The sequence below is a fragment of the Streptomyces sp. NPDC107454 genome (assembly GCF_055582885.1).
Genome location: NZ_JBVJPA010000005.1, coordinates 349,150 through 368,966, shown reverse-complemented (window position 1 = coordinate 368,966; position 19,817 = coordinate 349,150). Strand labels below are relative to the sequence as shown.

Here is a 19,817-nt window from a genome sequence, read left to right as displayed (position 1 = left end):
TGTGGCCAGCCTGCCCAAGTAGCGCTCTCAGGGTCCTGCGCCACGCACTACGGTGACGCTTCCGCGAGGGGAGACGGTCCGTGCACGTCGCCTACCGCACGGCGACGTAATCCCCGGTCGACGACTTCGCCCCAGAGGTGGAGTTCCCGTAGTACGTCCACCGCCACGTCCCCGACCCGGTGGCCTTCACCGTGGTCCTGAGCGCCCCCGTACTACTCGACGTCACCTTCTTGACCGTCGTGTACGAGGAAGCGCCCGCCGCCTTGAACTGCAGGCTCACCGTGCGGCCCGCGTACCCCTGGTACGTGTGGGTGTCCCAGTTCGCCCGTGTGACCCGTCCGGTCACGGTGATCGTCTTCCCTGCCGCGACCGGCTCCGGCGAGGCGTTGACGGTGACGCGTGTGGCCCGCTTGACCTGCAACGGGAGGTTCAGGTCGTCGGTGTCCTGGGCGTCACCGGCGAGAAAGACCTGAGCGGCAGTTTTCCAGGTGCCGGCGTCCTCGTTCCCGAAGTCGACGTGCCGCGGGTCGATGTACAGCCACTCGTCGAAGTCGCAGATCCCCTTCGCCTTGTCCACGACCTCGCAGTCGCTGGTGATGACGGAGCTGTACAGCCTGTCCCCCGAGTCGAGCTTCCCTCGGTAGGGGAACACCTTCGGCCCGAAGTCGAACTTGAGCTTGGTCGTCATCCGGAAGGCGGCCCGCACCTCGACTTCCTCCTTGACCCCGATCACGATCGGCTTCCCGCCGTTCACCGTGACCCGGCTGAAGGAGACCCCGCCCTCCGCCGCCCCGGCCGGCACCGCAGCCACCCCTGTGAACACGATTGCCGCTCCACCGGCCACCACCGCGCTCCACATCGTCTTCCCCATTTTCGAGCCCGTCCTTCCCCTTGCAGTCTGGACCGAGCGCGTGGGCGCACCGGCCAGAGGCTCATCCCCAGCGGCTAACTGTGGGACAGGGCAGGGCTGTTCGCGGTTGTACGCGGTGCGGCAACGATTTGATCACCACGGCATCGCTCTGGCCCGGTTCAGGGAGGGACCCCGATGGCTTCAAGGCAGCCGGGCTGGACGGGATGGTGCGGGCGGAGCGTGCGAAGAAACATGACGACAACGCCGCGCACCACGAGGAGGAGTGCACAGGAAGCCGGCCAAGCGGTTGTGGTGCGCGCACCCTGCACCGGTCTGGGCAACAAACAACCCCCGGGACATCGACCTGGGGGTTTGTCATGGAGCGGGTGACGAGAATCGAACTCGCACTCTCAGCTTGGGAAGCGACGGCGCTTGGGGGGCCGGATGGCTCCTGACCTGGGCATATGCGCTGTGATGTGGCGGCCGGGGCGCAGGATCGCACCGTTATTGACCGTCGCTTACCGGTCTTATGGGCACGCTGTGGGCACGACGCCGCGTAGGGGAGGCCAGGGTGTCCGTGCGGTCCCGGCAGAGCCTGGGGCGGCCCCGACTCGCGGGTCGGCCGAGTGGGTCCGTCGCGACTGCACACGGATACGCGTGTCCGTTCTCTCCGCACCCCCACGGCGAGGCCCGGCCGCTCGGCGTGGCCGTATGAGGGCGCAGCCCCCCGGCGAACTGGTCCAGGGGCCGGTGGGTGATGCGCAGGGCGACGACGGGCCTGCGGTCCGGCACGAGCCCGGATCCAGTGCAGTCCATGCCGCATCAAGTCGATTGACAGGGAGAAGGCGGCCGGGCGTCGAGTCGCCATGGGCCCACGGGTCGACGTGCTCGCCGAGGCTGGAGGGATGCGCCAACGGCGGGACGTCAACCTCGATCAGTGTTCGCCTCGCCGGGCCGAAGCGAACGATCGGGCGACGCGTCCCGTGCCACCCCGGGAACGAGACCGGAACCCGGACGGTGAAGTTTCCGTCTTCCCCCGTCGGGCGGGCTGTTCTTCGTGAGGTAGAAAGTGACCCCGACCGGAAGGTGACTAGCGAAACCCATCCTGACCTTTGACTGAAATTTAGCAAATAGGCCAAGAATTGAGATATATAGCATCGCGGTCTTCTTCGCGAATGAACTGCAGAATCGCGTTCTCCGTGTGGCGTCAACCGCGGGCGAGACTCTGGGCCGTAGCGGGTGTCGCGGTCCTCGGATTCCACATTGCGCTGGAGATCGTCGCACGTCGCTACGGCCTGCCCGGGCCGATCACCAACGAGGTGCGAGATGCGGTATTCGCCCCCAAATCGGGCTTCTTGTTGTATGCCGGTATGGCGTTGATGATGGTGGTGCTCACCTGGCGGCAACGGTTCATCGCGGCTGGTGCCGCGATCGGTATCGACGTCGCCTTCTTGGTGGTCCGGTGGGCGGTCGGCGCCAAGACGACCGACTGCGACCCCGTCGGCACCGGCGCGTTGTGGGTGCTTCTGGGCTGCGCGGTCATCGCTGTCACGCGTCGCACCGGCCGGGAACGTGCCCTGCTGCTGAAGGGCGTCGGGCTGGGCCTGCTGCTCGTGGTCGGCCGCACGATCGGCGATACCTGGCTGTTCGTCACCGCCAAGACCCGCCCAGCGGTGCTCGACCAGTACGTGGCAACCGCCGATCACGCGCTGGGCAACCCGTCGTGGCTGGTGGGCCGGATCGTCACGGCCACCGGCCCGACCGGCTTCAACATGCTCCACATCGTTTACGGTCAACTCGCGTTGGCCGCGGTCGTCGTCGCGCTGTACCAACTGCGTAACGTGGCGGTCGAGCGTCGCTTCCCGGGCCATCATCTGTTGCGCACCTTTCTGGTGATCGGCCTCCTCGGGCCGGCCTTCTACATGATCTTTCCGGTGGTCGGACCGGTCTTCGCCTACGGGACCGGCGTCGAGCACTGGACGACGGTCAGCCTGTGGTCGCAAACGCCGCCCAGCGAGCACTGGGCGGTGGCCGACCTGTGGCCGGAAACGCCGCCGCCGATCGATACCCCGCACCACATGCCATTCGACGAGATCACCCCGCGGAACTGCATGCCCAGCCTGCACACAGCGTGGGCAACAGCGATTTTCATTCACTCCCGGAAGGGCCCACGGATTCTGCGATTCGGAGGCACCTTGTGGCTGATTGCCACGCTCGGCGCAACGCTGGGCTTCGGCTACCACTACGGTGCGGATCTCATTGCCGGCGTGGTGTTCACGCTCACGATCGAGGCAGCTCTGCGCTCGCTCGACCGTGGCTGGGATCGATCAGGGATCAGGCCGGTCGCTTACGGTGCGACGGTCTTCGCCGCGCTCTTGATGTCCTATCGCTATCTGCCGTTGGAGATGGCCGAGCATCCGTGGGTGTCCGGACCATTTCTCATGCTGGCGATGACCTCAGTGGTCTACGGCTACGTACGGACCACCAAACTGTGGGAACCGAAGCCCGCACCAGCGCGGCAACCGGAACCACAACCCGAGCTAATTTGAATCATGTTGCCTCAGGTTGCGTGCTGAGCGCTGCCCGGATGGGACGGGATGCTGAACGTGTGCAGGCGAAGACCTTCACTGTGCCGCGGGTGGCACGGGCTGCCGGTGCCCGTGCCGTTGGTGGGCGCGGCGTAGTATCCCGCGTTGCCGACCAGCGCGAGGCGGCCGTGCGACCGGCGGTTCAGGTGGACCTGGCAGCAAGAGGAGAAGGAGAAGTCGTCCGCCGCCGGCATTGCCTGCAACAGCCATGGGACATCGCGGCCTTGACCGGCGAACGCGGCTCGCTCCGCCCGCTCCTGCTCGCTCCGTCCTGCCGCAGGCCGGCGACATCCGCGTCCTCCCTGGCGACCGTGCCCCGGACGCCGTCTGCGGCGACTCCGCGACCGGACGCGATATCCGGCTGTTCGACCTGCTGCGCGGCCCACACGGGATTCTGCTGACCGTCGGCCACGGCCACTCGCCCTGCTGCCAGCGCCCTCATGGGCTTCCTCGCCGGCCTGTACCTGTCCATGCGGGCGGTGGGTGACACGAACCGGGCAAGACCGTCGTGGCGTTGCCGCTGCCTCGCACGGCCGCCCAGCCGGCGTCATCCGGCCCGGTCAGGTGGAGCGGCTGACGCCGGGACTCCGCGCGAGCGGAACCCCGGCGTCAGCGTGGACGCTGCCTGAGAACGTAGGCCCTGTGGGAGGGTCTACACGTGCACGTACGTCTGCGGCCCGCTGGAGTCCACGTGGCTGCCGTCCGGGGTGAACCACACGACGGCCCACGTGCCACCGCGGGTGGCCTTGCCGCTCAGGTGGTAGGCGCCCGCCGAGTCGGTGCGGACCCGTGAAACGTAGTACCAGGTCTTGCCCTTGTAGGGACGGAAGACCAGGGTGACGTAGGAGTGCCGGATCGGTGACCACACGCCGGTGCTGCTACGACCCTGCACATGGCCGCCGAAGGACACGTACGAGTTCTTGCGGACGGTGGTGTGGTTCGGGCGGCCGCCGGTGACCCGAGTGACCGTGCGGTAGATCTTCACCGCGTGGCTGTAGGAGGGCGAGAAGTCCGGGGTACCGGGGAAGTACGCGCGCCAGTGACCGTTGGCCTGGTTGCGGTACGTGGCGTAGCAGGCGAACTCGTCCGCGGCGAGGCCGCTGCGGCCGATCCGGGTGGTGCCGACGTTGTGCCAGGTCTTGCCGTCGGCGGAGTACTGGATCGTCACCGTGTGCTTGCTGTCACCGAAATTACCCCCGATGTCGAGGTGGCCGTCGATGTATGCCTCACCGTATTCATTCTCGGTGACGTGGAACGGGGTGACGCTGGACGGGGCGGGAATGTGCACGTATACCGGCGTCGCGGAGGTGTCGGTGCTCTGCAGGTAGGGGTCGTAGTCCCAGTCGTTGGAGAAGTACCACGAACCCGCGGAGGCCACGGTCACCTGGAAGGTGCCATCGGCGGCGGTGGCTACGGTGGGGCCGCCCCCCGAGCTGCCGAAGCTCCAGATTCGCTGCTTCGGCGTGCCCACCCATGCGGTGCCGACCTTGCGTTCGAGGATGCCCTTGATCGTGCCGTGGCCGCCCTTGGGCAGGTAGAGGTTGGATCCGCTGAGGATGCGGATACGGGTCTTCTCAGGCGACGCGGCGACCTTGAGGACTGTCTGCGAGGAGGCCGTGGTGTCGAGGTGGAACGGGTAGCCGGCGGTGCTGCCGTCCGCGCTGAACACCTGGTACTGCGCCGGGCCCTTTTCGGTGACGGGCACGGTCAGCCGGCCGTCCGCCCCCACGGCGCCGGTGACACCCACGCCGATCGGGTCGTCGGGGTCCTTCAGTGTGACCGCGACACCGCTGGGGTCGAGCAGGGCGCCGGTAGCGGGGTCCGTCACGGTGACGGGCGCGGAGATCTTGACGTTGCGGTGTTCGTAGTCGACAACCGTGCGGTCCGCGGTCGGCGTGCCGACCTGCACCTTGGCGGCGTATGTGAACTGACCGACGTCGGCGAAGTGTTCGCTGATGCCGGTGGACTCGGTGATGTCCACGGAGACGTCGTAGCTGCCGAGTTGAGGGAGTTCTACCCGGCTGCCGGAGATCCGCAGTCCGTAGCCGTACGGGTCCCAGGTGAAGTCACTGATCGAGGCGGCGTCCGGGGCGTCGGCGGGCGCCCCGTGCAGGCGGAAGTGCGCGGTGATGCCCGTCACGGGATTGGGGCCGCCGGCCTGGAGCGCCAGCGTCCAGTCGTCATGCCAGTAGTTGCCGACACTGTTGACCCAGTCCTGGTGCGGGGGCGGAGTGCTGTCCGTGGGGTCCGGGGTGGGGGTGTCAGTAGGCGCCGGGGTCCCGGTCGGGTCCGTCGTGGGCGTATTCGTCGGGTCGGTCGTAGGGCCGTCGGTCGGTGTATCCGTCGGAGCCGGACTCGCTCCGTCCGTCGGCGTGTCGGCAGGAGCTGGGGTATTGAGCGGCGTGGGCGTATCGGACGGTGTCGGGTCGGCCACGGTCGTGGACGACCCCGTCGCCGATGGACCGGGCGACGGCGCGTCGCCCAGGTCCGATGCCTGAGCCGTCGCCGCTGGCAGTGTCAGCACGGCCGCGAGCAGTGCGCCCGCTGTGACGGCAGGCAGGGCAGAATGCAGTCTCACCTGTTGAAGCCCCCCAAAGGCGAAAATCCGGGCCCGGCGCGGCACGTCAGCGCACGTGGCCCGAATAACATGTACACGCCATACTATGCTGCCGAGACCCCTGCGCGACGGAATAGTTTCGCGAGAATGCCTCAGGATGTTGAACGTGCGGTTGTGGTGCGCGCCCTGCCCACCGGTCTGGACAACAAAGAACCCCCGGGGCATCGACTCGGGGGTTTCATATGGAGCGGCTGACGAGAACCGAACTCGCGCTCTCAGCTTAGGAAACGACGGCGCTTGCGCGGCCGTATGGCTGCTGACCTGGGCATACGTCATTTGAGCAGCCATGGGTCCGGGACCGTGAGAGCCGCTGTTGACCGTAGTTGTCCGCTCTTATGGGTACGCCGCTACGAGGAGGACGCTGTCGTGCTTACGCGGCCTGCTCGATCTACATCCTCCTCACCGTCATCAAAACCGGGCCGCCTACCCCTCGCTGCCCGCGAAGGGCGTGTACATCGTCAGCTCGATCCGCGTCTCGTACTGGCAGCAGACCATGGACGACGTCCTGAGCAGGCGACCCTGCCGAGTCGTTGAAAGGATCCGGCCGGGGCCGGACAGGACGGGTTGTGGAATCCATGACGGAAGAGGAGTCGCGCCAGAGGCAGCGGGCGCGCTTCGAAGGACTGGCGCACGTGGTGGTGGAACCGTTGCACCGGTATCTGCTGCGACGGACGAGCGCCGACATGGTCGACGACATCCTGGCGGAGGCGATGCTGGTGCTGTGGCGCCGTATTGACGACGTCCCCGGCTTGGGGCCGGCGCCAGGTTCCCTGCCCGACCCCGATGACGTGCTGCCGTGGTGCTACGGCGTGGCGCGGGGCTGCCTGGCGAACGTCCGCCGTGCCGAGGGGCGCCGGCTCCGGCTGGTGGAGCGGCTGATCCGGACGCACGAGCAGCGGCCGGCCGGAGGCGCCGACCACAACCACAGCGATCTGCACGCCGCGCTCGCCGCCCTTGGGGCGCTGGACCGCGAGGTGGTGCGGCTGTGGGCGTGGGAGGGGCTGGCGCCGGGGCAGATCGCGGAGGCGACCGGGCTGACGTCCAACGCGGTGAGCATCCGGCTGCATCGGGCGAAAAAGAAACTCGCCCAACAGCTGGGGCGAAAGCATGACGAACCGTCCGGACACAAGAGGGATGAAGGAAGGAGCGGTCAGTGAATGACGACGAGTTGCTGGCCCGGCTGAAGTCCGCGGACCCGGCGCTGACCCCACATGCTCCGCTGCCCGACATCGACCGACTTGTGGGGGACATCTTGACCACCGACACCGCGCTTCGGACCGGCAATACGACCCCGGCGAAGGCCGCCGCGCGACGGAGTCGCCGTCAGCTCTTCGGACTCGCGGCGGCCGCCGGTCTGCTTCTGCTCGGCGGCGGCATCGCTGGAGGCGTCATGGCGAACAACGACAACGGGCATTCGGCCTCGGCCGGCCCACTGACGCTCACCACCGGCGGCTTCGGCAGCCAGAAGTGCGTGGTGCCCACTATCGACACCCTGCGCGGGTACCCGACCCTCTTCGTGGGAACGGCCACGTCCGTCAAGGGATCCACGGCCATCTTCCGTGTCGACTACTGGTTGAAGGGCGGCGACGCGGAGACGGTCGTGCTCGAAAGCGATGCGGACCAGCCGGAGAACCTGAGGTTCACGCAGGGTGAGCACTACATCGTGGCCGCCGAGAACGGCGTCGTCCCGGCCTGCGGCGCGAACGTGGCCACGGACGAGACCGTCGACGAGTACCGCCAGTCATTCGGGAAGTAACGCAAAGCAGCCGCACGGACGAGCCCACCGACGGGCGCGGTGGACGGCTTCGGCATCCGTGGCTGCTTGGTCTGAAGCACCCTCGACAACTACGAATGGGACTCCTGTACCACCTTCGGCCCGGTCGCCGTAGAACCCGCGGCCTTCGCACACGCCCCGAAGCCGTCTGCCGCCCGGCTGGGGGACAAGTCGGAGGCCGAGGAGGAACGGCCGGGCCAGGCACGGTGGCCGAGGGGGCCGTGTCGATGTCTGGGATGGACGAGTCACCCCGGACACTCGCGAACGGGTCCGGGACCGCCGGCGCCGGGACATGACGGCCAGCGATGGGTCAGTGCTGGGCGCCGGCGGACCAGATGGTGGTGCCCTGGTAGACCACGCTGACGTCGCCGTCGGTACCGAAGCACAGATAGGCGCCGTCGTGCCCGGAGGTGACGGAGCTCCAGACACCCCAGGTGTCCTTGTCGTAGACGACGAGGTTGCCGTCGGCCTGCATGATGGCGCGGTATCCGGCGCCCGAGGTGCCCGAGGACCAGCGCCGGTGGTGGTTCTCGTCGTCGCGGGCGGCCTGGCGCAGGGCGCGGTCGTGGCCGCGTTCGGCCTTGATGTGAGAGCGGGTTGCCCGCTCGAACGCGGAGGCGGCCTCGCGTAGCTCGGTGCGGGTGTGGGCGGCGGAGGTCGTGGCGAGCGTGTCCAGGACCTCTCCTGCGGCGACGATGTGCGCAGCCACCTGGGCGTCCTCCCCGCGATCGACGACCAACACCGCCTGCCAGGCAGCCGTGGCCGTCCGGCGCCGCGCCTTCGCGGGCCCACTCGGTGCCTCGGCGGAGGACGTGTCCGTGCCCTGCGTCAGGATGCCGCTGGACCAGCGTTCGCGGATGCGGGGCAGGGACAGGTCGGGGGCAAGGGTAGAGCCCGCGAAGAACACCGGCTCCTTGTCGCCGTTACGGTTGTCCGGGAGAGCGACCTTGTAGCCGAGCAGGTCGCCGGAGGGCGCACCCCGCTTACGGATCAGGACACCGGTGGCGGCCAGCCGGTCGAAGAACTCCTCCTCGTGGAGAACAGCGCTCGCACACGCCAGCGGCGTCGGTCGAACGTGGCCCACGAGATGTCGCATCTTCTCCTGGAGTACGAGTTCGAGGGCATCCTCTTCTCCGACGGCGGCTGCCGCGAGCTGGGTCCCGAGATGGCCGTCAAGGAGCGTCAGGCTAGCGATCTGTCGGGGGAACTTCTGATCCCGACGTCGGCAGCGATCACGGCAGCCCTGTCAAAGAAGTCCGACGAAGAAGTGGCAGAGCAGTTCAACGTGAGCACGCGCTTCGCCGCTTGGCGCATGAATGCGTCAGGCGCCCGGAAGATCGCGCTGCGAACCCTGCAGAAGCGGGCAGCGCAAACCCGGCGCTAGACAAATGGTGCGACACATGTCGCCATCAGAAGGATCCCGGGGTTTCGGTCTCCTGACCCGCGAATGCAGGCCAGGAGACGAGCGGCCGGTCTGGCCGACGGCCTGAATCGCGCGCACCACCGAAGCCCACCTGCGGCGGCCCCGCCAGCCGAGGAACTGTTCGGTTTCGGCGGTTGGAACGTGTAACACGCGGGCGAACATGCAGACCGCGACCTGCTGGCGTTCGCTCCCCTCGATCACCTCGGCCAGCCGCTTCGTCTTGGAGATCGGCGCGCCTGCGCCTGCCGCCCGGAGCTACCCCTTGGCCCACAAGCCGGCCTTTGCGTAAGCGACTTGGCCACCGTTTGCCCGGCACACGGCGCAGATCACAGGAAATGCGTCTCGCTATTCGAGACAACCAAGGCGCGTGCATCCGGAGTGGCACCCGCGCACCCTGGATACGGACGTTCGATGCCAACTTAGGGCACGCGAAGGGCACGAAGCCCCCGAATTGGACTAGACAACAAACAAACCCCAGGTCACTGACCTGGGGTTTCATCGTGGAGCGGGTGACGAGAATCGAACTCGCACTCTCAGCTTGGGAAGCTGATGTTCTACCACTAAACTACACCCGCGTAAGACGCCGGTAACCCGGTGTCGAATGCTCGCTCACTCTACCTCATGCCCGGTCCCTGGCGCTGAAGCCGAGGGGCCGGTGTGCGTTTCGGGGGGTGGACAGGGGTGCGGGGGGCCGGAGTTGGGGCGTACGGTGAAGGGGTGGAAGAGGGTCCGGGCGGGACCGGAGTGCCGCTTGGAGGGCCATCCCTTTGATCCCGTAATGTGGCTTTCGTCGTCAGTCAGACGCGGCTCTTGGGGAAGGGACTCTGAGGACTTGATGGAGCGCACCGTCGTCCGTTGTGCCGAGGGGCACGTGTTCAGCACCGCTTCGTTCCCGATGCAGCAGGCCGAGCGACTCGGCCCCGGTCGGCTGGTCCGGTGTCCGCGGTGTGCGCGGCTCCGGAGCGTCGTTCCGGTCACGCTCGAGAAGCGGTAGGGCAAAGCAGTAGGACCAGCGGTAGGACCTGGGTCGCGGGGACTGTGCGAAATGCTGACAGTCCCCGCGTATCCTCGGGGCGTGCTTCTCTCAGACAAGGACATCCGGGCCGAGATCGACGCCGGTCGGGTGCGCATCGACCCGTACGACGAATCCATGGTGCAGCCCTCGAGCATCGACGTGCGGCTCGACCGCTACTTCCGGGTGTTCGAGAATCACCGTTATCCACACATCGACCCCTCCGTCGAGCAGGCCGATCTGACGCGGCTCGTCGAGCCCGAAGGGGACGAGCCGTTCATCCTGCACCCCGGGGAGTTCGTGCTCGCCAGCACGTACGAGGTGATCTCGCTTCCCGTGGATCTCGCCTCGCGGCTGGAGGGCAAGAGTTCGCTCGGCCGGCTGGGGCTCGTCACGCACTCCACCGCCGGGTTCATCGACCCCGGCTTCTCCGGGCACGTGACCCTGGAGCTGTCCAATCTCGCGACGCTTCCGATCAAGCTCTGGCCGGGCATGAAGATCGGGCAGTTGTGCATGTTCCGGCTGAGCTCGCCGGCCGAGTTCCCGTACGGCAGCGACCGGTACGGCTCCCGCTACCAGGGCCAGCGCGGGCCGACCGCCTCGCGGTCCTTCCTCAACTTCCATCGGACCCAGGTGTGAGCGGGAGCGGGGAGAGCGCGGACATGAGCGTGCCCGACGGGCGGGAGAACCTCACCTACGAGCGGTTCGGGGTCGCGGTCCGTGAGCTCGCCCAGACCATCGCCGACGACGGGTACCAGCCCGACATAGTGCTCAGCATCGCCCGCGGGGGTGTCTTCGTCGCGGGCGGACTGGCGTACGCCCTCGACTGCAAGAACATCCACCTGGTCAACGTGGAGTTCTACACCGGTGTGGGCACGACGCTCGACATGCCCGTCATGCTCGCTCCCGTCCCGAACGCCATCGACTTCTCCGACAAGAAGATCCTGATCACCGACGACGTCGCCGACACCGGCAAGACGCTCAAGCTCGTGCACGACTTCTGCGTCGACACCGTCGCCGAGGTCCGCAGCGCCGTGATCTACGAGAAGTCCCACTCGCTGGTGAAGTGCGAGTACGTGTGGAAGCGGACCGACGACTGGATCAACTTCCCCTGGAGTGTCTTGCCTGTAGTGCGTAAGGCGGGCGAGCCGATCACACCGTCTGGTGAAGCGCTCTGATCTGCCTCTTCCTGACGGTGGGGGCATGGGGGCATGGGGAGAAGCCTTTGCGGCGCCTGCGGCAATGCGGTGAGGGCGACGCGGGTTGCAGTCGCGGGGCCGAAGGATTGCGGTGATGCTGTCAGGGGAGCGTGGCTGACTGCGCACGGGCAGTGTGCGTCGGTGACCGCGCTGTACAAGGAGGCTGCGGCCATGACAACGGTGCCGAACAGGACACGGCGGGGGCACGGGGGAGCCGACGGCAGCGAAATGATCAACGGTGCGTCCATGTTCGCTGGCGCCACGATGATGCTCAGCGGGCCGCTCAGCATTCTTATGGGCGCATCCGGCATCGCACAGGACACCTTGTTCTCCGCGTCCAGGTACGCCTACCGGTTCGACCTGACGGCTTGGGGCTGGATTCACCTTGTGATCGGAGTGGCACTCGTCATTGCCGGCCTGGGGGTTCTGACAAACCAGAGCTGGAGTCGCGGGGCCGGCGCAGCGGTGGCAGGGGTCAGCCTGATCACCCAGTTCATGTTCGTTCCGTACTACCCGGCGTGGTCCATCTTCGTGATGACGCTCGACCTCCTGATCCTGTTTGCGCTGACGAGGATGCAGATCGGGACCAGCGGCGGTCGGTGAACCCGGACGGAGGGATGCAGAAGGCCCCCGGCAGTGGTTCCGTGCCGGGGGCCCTCTCGTGCGTACTCGACCGTACGCCGCGTACCGCGCGTCCTCGCTAGAACGTGCCCAGCTTGATGATCGACAGGATCGCGATCAGCTGGATCGCCGACGCTGCCAGTGCCTTCGGCCACGGGAGGTCGTGGGACCTGCTGACCATGAGGGTCAGCAGGGCGCCCGCCGCGACCCAGGTCGCCCAGCCGAGGAGCTGCACGAAGGACGCGTCGCCGCCGAAGAACATGGCGACGATCAGGCGCGGGGTGTCGGTGATGGACATGATCAGCATGGAGAGGCCGACCGTGGGCTGCCAGGCACCGTCGCCGCCGAGCTGGCGGGCCAGGGTGTGGGTGACCACGCCCAGGATGAACGTGCTGATGACGATCGCCACGGCCGTCGTCAGGACGATCGGGACGGCGTTGGAGAGGGTGGCGTTGATGGCGTCCTTGCGGGCGCCGTCGAAGCCGAAGACGGCCAGCAGGCCGTAGAGGAACGTCACGATCAGGGCCGGGGCCCACATCGTGTAGTCGCGCATCTGCAGGAAGGTCTGGTTGGGGGCCGTGACGATGCCCCTCAGCAGGTCCTTCCAGTGCAGACGGGGGCCGATCGGCGGGGCCGCCGCCTGGCCGGCGCGGTAGGTCCCGCCCTGGGTGTAGGGGTCCTCGCCGACCGAGAAGGCCTGGGTGTGACCAGGGCTGTTCGCCGCGTACGGGTCAGGGCCCTGCTGCGGGTGACCGTCGCCGAAGTACTCGGGCTCGCCGCCGCCGTTCGCCTGGGGCCAGCCGGGCTGTCCGCCCTGCTGACCGCCGCCGTACTGCTGCGCGCCGCCGTACTGCTGACCCCCGTACGGCTGCTGCTGCGAGGGCGCGGGCGGGTAGCCGTACGGCTGCTGGCCTCCCTGCGGAGCCTGCTGTCCGTACGACGGTCGGTGTTGTTGCGGTCGCGCTTGCGGGGCTCGGTCGTCCCGGCCGCGTCCGATCCTGAATCCAGCCACGTAATCGAACGTACCTGGTCCCGCAGTGTGACGTGCGGAGTGCGGGCCATCGGAGGGGGGTTTGGGTCCGAGCTGTGACATCCCCTAAGGGGAGGAGCACGGGCGTCCCTTACGGGGCACGGCCCCGGGTTTCGCGGGAGGGCGGAAGCCGGGCCCGTGGGTGCGGGCCCGGCTGAAGGGCGGCTGGACTCAGTCCGCGAAGTTGGCGCCGAACGCCGGTGTGCCCGTCGTCGAGACGCCCGCGTCGGCCGGCCAGATGGCGCGGGAGCCGGTCGTGGTGATCTTGGACCCGTTGGAGGGCAGGTAGGTGACGCTGCCGTCGCCGCCGTTCTCGTAGGAGCCCACGAGGAGGTCGGCCTTGCCGTCGCCGTTGACGTCGTCGAGCTTCGTGTCCAGGCCGAAGAGGTCGGACTTCTCGTCGTTGCCGGGGACGCCCGGAGTGCTCTGGGCGAAGGCCTGGGCGCCCGAGGAGGTGTTGACGCCGTGCGCGGAGCCGTACAGGACGGTGACCATGCCGGTGTCCGCGACACCGTTCAGGTCCTCGTACGCGGCGCTGACGACCAGGTCCTGGTAGCCGTCGCCGTTGATGTCGCCGAGGTCCAGCTCGTAGCCGAAGCTGTCGGCCTTCTCCGAGCTGCCGGGCACGTTGCCGGAGTTCTGGGTGATTCCGGTGGTGGCGGCGGGGCCGGACGCGGAGCCGTAGGTGATGTTCACCTTCCCGCCGAGCGCGGAGTCCGGGACGGTCGTGCCGTCCTCGGTCTTGTTGTCCCAGTACGCGCCGCTGACGATGTCGCCGAAGCCGTCGTTGTTGATGTCGCCGATGGCGGTGATGATGCCGGGCTTGAGGGCCTTGGCGGCGGAGACGTTCAGGCCGCTCGCGGTGCCGGGCACGTAGTAGTTCGTGTTCCAGCCGTAGTCGGTCTTGGTCTCGAAGCCGTCGACCACCAGGTCGGTGCGGCCGTCGCCGTTGATGTCACCGGCGGTGAGGTTCCGCGGGCCGAGGGCGTTGCCGCCGGACTGGATCGGGGGCTTGATCGTGGTGCGGGCGAGGCCGGCCGCGCCGGTGGAGGTGATGCCGCCCCGATAGACGTAGATCGTGCTGGAGGAGTTGCCGACGGCCAGGTCGGCCTTGCCGTCGCCGTCGAAGTCGCCCGCGGCGAGGGTCTTGCCCCAGTAGTCGTGCGAGGACCCGGCCGGGTCGGCGATGGCCACACCCTTGCCGGTGAGGCCGCTCGGGGAGCCCCAGAGGACGGCGAGGCCTCCGGCGTCGGTGTCGTTGCCGAACTTCTCGTGCGGAGAGGACACGGCGAGGTCGTCGTAACCGTCGCCGTTGAAGTCCGCGTACGCCGTGTCGGCGCCGAAGGCGTCCCCGGCCTCGGCGGTGCCGGGGACCCCGGCGGTGTTCTGGCTGAGCGTGGAGCGCTTGGCGCCGGACACGCCGCTGTGGGTGCCGTAGAGGACGACGAGCTGGCCGGCGGTCTTCTGACCGCTCACGTAGGCGTCGGAGGCGGAGAAGGCCACGTCGCCGATTCCGTCGCCGTTGAAGTCGGCCTGCGGGACCTTCGTGGAGTCCGCGGCGGTCGCCGTCGCGGCGGAGAAGGTGAGCAGACCGCCCGTCAGCGCGGCCGCGGTGGCCGTCGCGAGGGCGAGTCGCATGGCATGCGTCTTGGCGTGCGTACGGTGCTGCGGGTACTGCCGGTACTGCTTGTGCATGCGGGGGTCTCCTGCGGCATGCGGGGATGCCTGGCGGGCATTCCCAGTCAATGGGGTGCGGACCGCCCGCGTTTGCCGGGAGTTGTCCCGGGGTTCGCGGGCTGGTCGGCGAACAGGAGACCTTGAAAGGGGCGTGAGGGTTGTACGTGAGTTTGATTATTTTCCGGGGCCGATGATGTTGGGGGCGGAGTCGGACGTCATGGCCCTCCCTCGCCCCTCACTCGCTCGCCACGTCGTGCGCGGGCTTCGCGGGCTGCTCGGTGACGAATGAGCCGAGGCCCGGCTCCGTGTAGATGAGCCCTTCCGCGCGCAAGCCCTTGTGCACCTTCTGAGCGGTCACGGCGGCGATGCCGAACTCCGCTGTGATCTCCACGACTGAGGGGATACGGGTGCGCGGCGGGTAGGTCCCGTCCTCGATACGGCGGCGGATCACCTCGGCCACCTGGCGCCAGCGGGGGATATCGGCAACAAATTCCATCACCGCACCACCATGCGCAGACGGCCGTACTCTGTGCGATTCACAGTTAACCGCTCATACAGCAGTACACCGCAGTAGGGTGAGCGAAGAACCCCGGCGACGGATGGAGCCGTCCCGGGGCATGGCCACCAGCTGAACCCTGAACGGAGCCGATGACATGACCGACCTTATCCACCGCCTCACCGCCTGGGTGAGCCTCCTGCTCATCCCGCGCGGAGCGCACCGCGTCTGCCCGCCCCGCTCGGTACGCGGCGGTCCGTCCCGACCGAGGATCCCGCTCCCCGCCCACCGCAGCCCATACGGACTGGACGTCCCCCTCGACGGCACCGCCACCGTGGCCGTACGGCCGTATGTGACCGCCCACGAGCAGCGTGAGCGGCGGCGCGAACTCGTCCTGGCCACCCTGGGGCTGGACACGCCCGGTCCGTACTGGATCCACGGGCTGGAGGTCGCCTGATGGAAGCGGAATCGCGACGAGAGCCACGCCTGCTGCCCTGGTCCGGGGCCGAAGGCAAGCCCTGCTACCTGATCGCCGACGGCCACGGCGGACCCGTGTCCCGCCTCGCCGACGCCACGGAGTCCATTCAGCTCGGGATGGGTACGCAACTCCTGACGCACGCCCGTGACATGCTTCCCGGCACCCCGCAGGGCGAACTTCGTTTCCTCGCCGAGCGCCTGACCGAGGCGCTCCATGACGCACTCCGCGTCGCCGAGAGCCGCGGCCGACGGCTGAACCAGCTCAACTGGCTCGACCGCCTCAACTGAACACGACGACACCCCATGTCCCCGGGGTGAACCGGGGACATGGGGTGTCGTTCTCTCGAAAGGCTCGGCCCTCGGAAGGCGCGGCTACTTCACCGGCTCGGGCTCCGGCTCGCTCTCCGCCTCCGCCGCCCCCGCCGGATCAACCGGCGTCCTGACGGAGTCGAGGAGAAGCTGAGCCACGTCCACGACCTGGACGGACTCCTTGGCTTGGCCGTCGTTCTTCTTGCCGTTGACCGAGTCGGTCAACATCACGAGGCAGAACGGGCAGGCCGTGGACACGATGTCCGGGTTGAGGGAAAGAGCTTCGTCGACGCGCTCGTTGTTGATGCGCTTGCCGATCCGCTCCTCGATCCACATCCGCGCACCACCGGCACCGCAGCAGAAACCGCGCTCCTTGTGCCGGTGCATCTCCTGCTGGCGCAGGCCCGGAACGGCCGACATGATCTCGCGCGGGGGCGTGTAGATCTTGTTGTGGCGGCCCAGGTAGCAGGGGTCGTGGTAGGTGATGAGGCCGTCCACGGGGGTCACCGGGAGCAGCTTGCCCTCGTCGATGAGGTGCTGGAGCAGCTGGGTGTGGTGGATGACCTCGTAGTCGCCGCCGAGCTGCGGGTACTCGTTGCCGATCGTGTTGAGGCAGTGCGGGCAGGTGGCGACGATCTTCTTCGCCGACTTCGGCTTCTTCGTCGACTCGTCCTCGTCATCCTCGCCGAAGGCCATGTTCAGCGCGGCGACGTTCTCCATGCCGAGCTCCTGGAAGAGGGGCTCGTTGCCGAGGCGGCGGGCGGAGTCGCCGGTGCACTTCTCGTCGCCGCCCATGATGGCGAACTTGACGCCCGCCATGTGTAGGAGTTCCGCGAAGGCCTTCGTGGTCTTCTTGGCGCGGTCCTCCAGGGCGCCGGCGCAGCCGACCCAGTACAGGTACTCGACCTCGGACAGGTCCTCGATGTCGCGTCCGACGACCGGGATCTCGAAGTCGACTTCCTTCGTCCACTCGAGGCGCTGCTTCTTGGCCAGGCCCCAGGGGTTGCCCTTCTTCTCCAGGTTCTTGAGCATCGTGCCCGCCTCGGACGGGAACGCGCTCTCGATCATCACCTGGTAGCGGCGCATGTCGACGATGTGGTCGATGTGCTCGATGTCGACGGGGCACTGCTCGACGCACGCGCCGCACGTGGTGCAGGACCACAGCACGTCGGGGTCGATGACGCCGTTCTCCTCGAACGTGCCGATCAGGGGCCGCTCGGCCTCGGCGAGCGCGGCGGCGGGCACGTCGGCCAGCTGCTCCGCCGACGCCTTCTCCTCGCCCTCCATGCTCTTGCCGCCACCCGCGAGCAGGTAGGGCGCCTTGGCGTGCGCGTGGTCGCGCAGCGACATGATGAGGAGCTTGGGAGAGAGCGGCTTGCCCGTGTTCCAGGCGGGGCACTGCGACTGGCACCGCCCGCACTCGGTGCACGTGGAGAAGTCCAGCAGGCCCTTCCAGGAGAACTGCTCGACCTGGCTGACACCGAAGACGTCGTCCTCGCCGGGGTCGGTGAAGTCGATGGCCTTGCCGTCACTCGTCATCGGCAGCAGCGCGCCGAGGGCGGTCTCGCCCTTCGCGTTCCGCTTGAACCAGATGTTCGGGAAGGCGAGGAAGCGGTGCCAGGCGACACCCATGTCCGTCTTGAGGGAGACCGTGATCATCCAGATGAAGGACGTCCCGATCTTGATCATCGCGGTGAGGTAGACCAGGTTCTGGAGCGTGCCGACGCTCGTCCCCTTGAAGGCGGCGACGATCGGGTACGAGGCGAAGTACGCGGCCTCGTAGCCGTGCACGTCGGCGAGGGCACCCTCCAGGCCGCGCAGGGTCATGATCGCGAGGCCGATGATGAGGATGACCGACTCGACGAAGTAGGCCTGGCCGGTGTTGGACCCGGCGAAGCGGGACTTGCGGCCCGGCCGGTCGGGCCGGGACAGCTGGCGGATCACGATGAGCGTGAGGATGCCGAGGGTCGTCATCAGGCCGATGAACTCGACGAAGATCTCGTACGGCAGCCAGTGCCCGATGATGGGCAGCGCCCAGTCGGCCTGGAAGAGCTGCCCGAAGGCGTTCACCAGCGTGGCGACGAGGGAGAAGAAGCCGACCGCCACGAACCAGTGCGCGACGCCGACCACCCCCCACCGGTTCATCCGGGTGTGGCCGAGGAACTCCCGGACCACCGTGACGGTGCGCGCGGCCCAGTCGTCGGTGCGGGTGCCCGCGGGGACGTCCTGGCCGAGCCGTACGAACCGGTAGATCTGCGCGATGGCGCGGGAGAACAGCGCCACGCCGACCACGGCGAGTACCAGCGACACAATGATCGCGGCGAGTTGCATTCGGGGGCTCCTCGGGCCTGCGAGGGAGGGAGCTGAAGGCCGACCTTCAGCCGATTACTAAGCGGTAACTTATGCAGTCCGTCTGAGACTACCCATATCTTCCGCCGCACTGTAGCCAGCGGTGCGGTGATCTGCGTCGCTGAGGTCCACCTGAGTCGCCGAAGTCACCGACCGGCAGTTGCGCACGTCACCGGCCGACAGCTGCCGGGGTCTCCGGCCGACACGTAAACCCGATCGTGTGATCTGCGGCGTATTTGCGACATTTAACACTAAATTGGCGGCGTGCTGTACGGAATCGTCGCCGCCACCTCCGCCCTGCTCCTCGCCGCCGTGCTCGCCGCCCTGCTGCGGCTCCTCGCCCTGCGCCTCGGCGTGGTGGAACGCCGGCGGGTGCGCGCGGTGCCGCTGCTCGGCGGGGTCGCGGTGGTGGCGGTCACGGCGTTCGTCGCCGGGGTCGGGGACTGGACGGACGTGGCGCCACTGGGGCCGGCGGCCGCGAGGCTGCTGGCCGCCGGGATCGCGGTCGGTGCCCTCGGGCTGGTCGCCGACCTGTGGCCCCCGCCGGCTCTTGTGCGGGTTCCGCTCCAGGCGGCCGTCGTGACCGGCGCCGCCGCGCTGACCGTGCCCTACGGGGAGCTCGGCCCGGTGGTCGGGGTGGCGGCCGTCGGCTGGATCGCCCTCGCCACCCATGCCTTCACCTCGCTCGATCACGCCGACGGGGTGATGGGGACGGTCGCGGTGGCGACCGCCTTCGCGCTGAGCGGCTGCGCGGCTGCCGAGGTCATGGACGGGCTCGCGGCGCTGCTGAGCGTGCTGGCCGCCGCGCTGACGGGGTTCCTGATGCACAACTGGCCCCCGGCCCGGATCGTGCCGGGGCGCTGCGGCGCGCTGTTCGTCGGGTTCGTGCTGACCTCGGCGGCGGTACTGGTCCACGCAGGGCGGGCGGCCGGGTCGAGCGTGGGCGCCGCGTTCGCGCTGACGGCCGTGGCGACCGCCGACGCCGTACTGGTGCTGGTGTCGCGGCAACGGGCCGGGCGTCCGCTGCTGCGCGGCGCCCCCGATCATCTGGTCCACCGGCTGCGGCGCCTCGGCGTCACGCCTCGGGGCGCCGCGATCGTCGTGGGGGTCACCGGCTTCGCGGGTGCACTCGTCGGAATGCTGATCGACATGGGATGGGTGAGCGCGACGGCGGCGTTGTGGGTGGCGGGCGGCGCCGGTGTGGGCGTACTCGCGCTGCTTCGGATCCCCACCTATGGGGGACGGCACGCCCCCGCGTCCGGGAGTCGGTCGACCGAGAAGCCGCAGGTGGAACCACGTGTACAAGCACACCTGCGTGTAAGCAAGAGATAAGACTTGAGCCCCTGCGACTCATGTCTGTTGACCCAGCAATGAGAGTGGTGCACACTTGAGTCC

At 68.1% G+C, this 19,817-nt stretch carries 16 protein-coding genes, 1 tRNA gene and 1 pseudogene; 10 read left to right on the top strand and 8 right to left on the bottom strand.

Annotation, left to right across the window (positions count from 1 at the left end; translation table 11 throughout):
• Nucleotides 1–91: 91 nt before the first annotated feature.
• A complete protein-coding gene (locus tag ACZ69M_RS14625; RefSeq protein ID WP_470049845.1) occupies nucleotides 92–871 on the bottom strand; it encodes a hypothetical protein in 780 nt (259 codons plus the stop codon).
• A gap of 1,154 nt (nucleotides 872–2,025) precedes the next feature.
• Between ACZ69M_RS14625 and ACZ69M_RS14620 the strand changes: the two genes are divergently transcribed.
• A complete protein-coding gene (locus ACZ69M_RS14620) occupies nucleotides 2,026–3,399 on the top strand; it encodes a phosphatase PAP2 family protein (RefSeq protein ID WP_470049843.1) in 1,374 nt (457 codons plus the stop codon).
• A 691-nt stretch (nucleotides 3,400–4,090) separates the two neighbouring features.
• On the opposite strand, the gene ACZ69M_RS14615 is transcribed toward ACZ69M_RS14620, so the two are convergent.
• Nucleotides 4,091–6,016, bottom strand: coding sequence for a hypothetical protein (locus ACZ69M_RS14615; RefSeq protein ID WP_470049841.1), 1,926 nt, complete (start codon nucleotides 6,014–6,016; stop codon nucleotides 4,091–4,093).
• Nucleotides 6,017–6,630: 614 nt separating this feature from the next.
• Between ACZ69M_RS14615 and ACZ69M_RS14610 the strand changes: the two genes are divergently transcribed.
• The gene (locus tag ACZ69M_RS14610) at nucleotides 6,631–7,212 is read left to right on the top strand and encodes an RNA polymerase sigma factor (RefSeq protein WP_470049839.1); all 582 of its coding nucleotides are present in this window, start codon (nucleotides 6,631–6,633) and stop codon (nucleotides 7,210–7,212) included.
• The gene (locus tag ACZ69M_RS14605) at nucleotides 7,209–7,811 is read left to right on the top strand and encodes a hypothetical protein (RefSeq protein ID WP_470049837.1); all 603 of its coding nucleotides are present in this window, start codon (nucleotides 7,209–7,211) and stop codon (nucleotides 7,809–7,811) included. Before ACZ69M_RS14610 ends, ACZ69M_RS14605 begins: the two co-directional genes overlap by 4 nt.
• 508 nt (nucleotides 7,812–8,319) lie before the next feature.
• Here the strand turns inward: ACZ69M_RS14605 and ACZ69M_RS14600 are convergent.
• Nucleotides 8,320–8,904: pseudogene (locus ACZ69M_RS14600) on the bottom strand (mobilization protein); the annotation flags it as partial.
• Here ACZ69M_RS14600 and ACZ69M_RS14595 point away from each other — a divergent pair.
• Nucleotides 8,863–9,213, top strand: coding sequence for an ImmA/IrrE family metallo-endopeptidase (locus tag ACZ69M_RS14595; RefSeq protein WP_470049835.1), 351 nt, complete (start codon nucleotides 8,863–8,865; stop codon nucleotides 9,211–9,213). The pseudogene ACZ69M_RS14600 and the gene ACZ69M_RS14595 overlap by 42 nt on opposite strands.
• A 540-nt stretch (nucleotides 9,214–9,753) precedes the next feature.
• Here ACZ69M_RS14595 and ACZ69M_RS14590 read toward each other — a convergent pair.
• Nucleotides 9,754–9,827 (bottom strand) — tRNA-Gly (locus ACZ69M_RS14590).
• Nucleotides 9,828–10,327: 500 nt separating this feature from the next.
• Here ACZ69M_RS14590 and dcd point away from each other — a divergent pair.
• The 3 genes from dcd (at nucleotide 10,328) to ACZ69M_RS14575 (ending at nucleotide 12,066) form a co-directional block, all read left to right on the top strand.
• Nucleotides 10,328–10,903 carry a dCTP deaminase gene (dcd, locus tag ACZ69M_RS14585; RefSeq protein WP_054231394.1) on the top strand — a complete coding sequence of 192 codons (576 nt, stop codon included), beginning with the start codon at nucleotides 10,328–10,330 and terminating at the stop codon, nucleotides 10,901–10,903.
• Nucleotides 10,904–10,926: 23 nt separating this feature from the next.
• On the top strand, nucleotides 10,927–11,442 hold the full coding sequence (locus tag ACZ69M_RS14580; RefSeq protein ID WP_470049833.1) for a phosphoribosyltransferase: 516 nt from the start codon (nucleotides 10,927–10,929) through the stop codon (nucleotides 11,440–11,442).
• 162 nt (nucleotides 11,443–11,604) lie between these two features.
• On the top strand, nucleotides 11,605–12,066 hold the full coding sequence (locus ACZ69M_RS14575; RefSeq protein WP_470049831.1) for a DUF7144 family membrane protein: 462 nt from the start codon (nucleotides 11,605–11,607) through the stop codon (nucleotides 12,064–12,066).
• Between the two features lie 97 nt (nucleotides 12,067–12,163).
• On the opposite strand, the gene ACZ69M_RS14570 is transcribed toward ACZ69M_RS14575, so the two are convergent.
• From ACZ69M_RS14570 to ACZ69M_RS14560, 3 genes are all read right to left on the bottom strand, one after another.
• Entirely contained in the window at nucleotides 12,164–13,177 is a 1,014-nt protein-coding gene (locus ACZ69M_RS14570) for a Yip1 family protein (protein ID WP_470049829.1), read from the bottom strand.
• A gap of 108 nt (nucleotides 13,178–13,285) precedes the next feature.
• Nucleotides 13,286–14,809: an FG-GAP and VCBS repeat-containing protein gene (locus ACZ69M_RS14565; protein ID WP_470049828.1), complete on the bottom strand. Its 1,524-nt coding sequence runs from the start codon at nucleotides 14,807–14,809 to the stop codon at nucleotides 13,286–13,288.
• Nucleotides 14,810–15,026: 217 nt separating this feature from the next.
• The gene (locus tag ACZ69M_RS14560) at nucleotides 15,027–15,287 is read right to left on the bottom strand and encodes a GntR family transcriptional regulator (protein WP_470049826.1); all 261 of its coding nucleotides are present in this window, start codon (nucleotides 15,285–15,287) and stop codon (nucleotides 15,027–15,029) included.
• A 157-nt stretch (nucleotides 15,288–15,444) separates the two neighbouring features.
• Between ACZ69M_RS14560 and ACZ69M_RS14555 the strand changes: the two genes are divergently transcribed.
• Nucleotides 15,445–15,744 (top strand): hypothetical protein, encoded by a 300-nt coding sequence (locus tag ACZ69M_RS14555; RefSeq protein ID WP_470049824.1) that lies wholly within the window; start codon nucleotides 15,445–15,447, stop codon nucleotides 15,742–15,744.
• Nucleotides 15,744–16,052: a hypothetical protein gene (locus ACZ69M_RS14550; RefSeq protein WP_470049822.1), complete on the top strand. Its 309-nt coding sequence runs from the start codon at nucleotides 15,744–15,746 to the stop codon at nucleotides 16,050–16,052. The genes ACZ69M_RS14555 and ACZ69M_RS14550 overlap by 1 nt, the downstream gene beginning before the upstream one ends.
• Before the next feature lie 84 nt (nucleotides 16,053–16,136).
• On the opposite strand, the gene ACZ69M_RS14545 is transcribed toward ACZ69M_RS14550, so the two are convergent.
• On the bottom strand, nucleotides 16,137–18,404 hold the full coding sequence (locus ACZ69M_RS14545) for a (Fe-S)-binding protein (protein WP_470049820.1): 2,268 nt from the start codon (nucleotides 18,402–18,404) through the stop codon (nucleotides 16,137–16,139).
• A gap of 282 nt (nucleotides 18,405–18,686) precedes the next feature.
• Between ACZ69M_RS14545 and ACZ69M_RS14540 the strand changes: the two genes are divergently transcribed.
• Nucleotides 18,687–19,754, top strand: coding sequence for an MraY family glycosyltransferase (locus ACZ69M_RS14540; protein WP_470049818.1), 1,068 nt, complete (start codon nucleotides 18,687–18,689; stop codon nucleotides 19,752–19,754).
• Nucleotides 19,755–19,817 lie beyond the last annotated feature (63 nt).